2 protein-coding genes are annotated in these 1176 nt (G+C 66.9%); both read right to left on the reverse strand.

The features are described 5' to 3' along the window. Positions 1-22 precede the first annotated feature (22 nt). The gene (locus tag AB0K21_RS44680) at positions 23-643 is read right to left on the reverse strand and encodes a transposase (RefSeq protein WP_364159322.1); all 621 of its coding nucleotides are present in this window, start codon (positions 641-643) and stop codon (positions 23-25) included. Then, complete coding sequence (locus tag AB0K21_RS44685; protein ID WP_364159319.1) at positions 553-1098, reverse strand: winged helix-turn-helix domain-containing protein; 546 nt, start codon at positions 1096-1098, stop codon at positions 553-555. Before AB0K21_RS44685 ends, AB0K21_RS44680 begins: the two co-directional genes overlap by 91 nt. Positions 1099-1176: the final 78 nt, after the last annotated feature.

A 1176-nucleotide genomic window follows, 5' to 3' on the forward strand; every position in this document is an offset into this window, starting at 1 on the left:
TACCGAGCATGAAAGCCGGGGGTTATGCCAGATCAGAGATCGTGAGCCCGGTTTCGGCGATGAAACCGTTCAGCAGGTCGGGCCGGTACTGCAGGGGTTTGAGCCGGTTCTTGATCAGACCGGCGAGCTCGTCGATGTTGTGGACGGTGAAGTTGAACAGCTTGGTACGCAAGTTAGACCACACGCCCTCGGCCGGATTCAGCTCAGGCGCGTACGCCGGGAACCGATAGACCAGCAACCAGTCCTGGCGGGCGGCGATCCACGCGCGCATCTGGGCGCTGACGTGCTCGGGCAGACTGTCCCACACCAGCGAGATCGGGCCGCCCAGCTGGGCGTGCGCGGCCTGTAGTAGCGCTTGGAAGTCGGCCACCGTGAAGCCTTTCGGCTCGTTTTTGCGGTGGTGGTAGGTGCGGGTGCGGTAGATCAGCCGCGTCCGCATCCCCGGTTTGGCGCAGATCAGTGCGGCGATCGAGACCCGCCCATGGCCGCGGTAGGCCACGTGCAGCACCGGGGTGTGCCCCTTGCGGGCCCAGGTCCTGCCCTTGGGTGGTCTCAGGTTCTGTCCGGACTCGTCGGCGAAGACGAGCCAGGAGCCCCAGGCCGCCCAGGTGCTTTTAAAGCGGGCAGCACCCGCCGTTTCCAGCCGGCGAGCTCCTCGTCGTCGCGCCGGGCCGCCCGGTGCGCCGGCACCTGGAACGACCATCCCAGCCGCTCCATCAGGTAGGCCACCCCACGCGGCGTGTAGCGGACGTGGAACCTCTCAGCGATCAGGGCGGCGATGCGTGCGCTCGTCCAGCGCTGATCGTCCCATTCGTGCGCGATCGCGCCCTCGTCCAAGAATGCCTCCAGCCGGGTCAGCTGCGCCTCGGTGAGCTTGCAGCCGGTCCCGGCGGCCCCCTTGGAGGCCAGCGCGGCCTTGTCGCCCTTCAGCCAGGCCCGGTGCCACTCACAGGCGGACTTACGCGTCACGCCCAGCAGCTGGGCCACCCGCGGCGGTTTGATTCCTCCGGAGAACATGTCCGCTGCCCGAAGCCGCAGTGCTTCACGACGCTCCCGCTCCGTGCCAGACAATCCCCCGCTTCTGTCTGAGTACCTCATACCTCCAGGCTGTCACCTGGGCAAACAGTGCGGACAAGCACCCCCGAGCAACCCGTGACGCCCAACTTTCTTCGTCAG

This window comes from Streptosporangium sp. NPDC049248, from assembly GCF_040678965.1.
GTDB lineage: Bacteria > Actinomycetota > Actinomycetes > Streptosporangiales > Streptosporangiaceae > Streptosporangium > Streptosporangium fukuiense.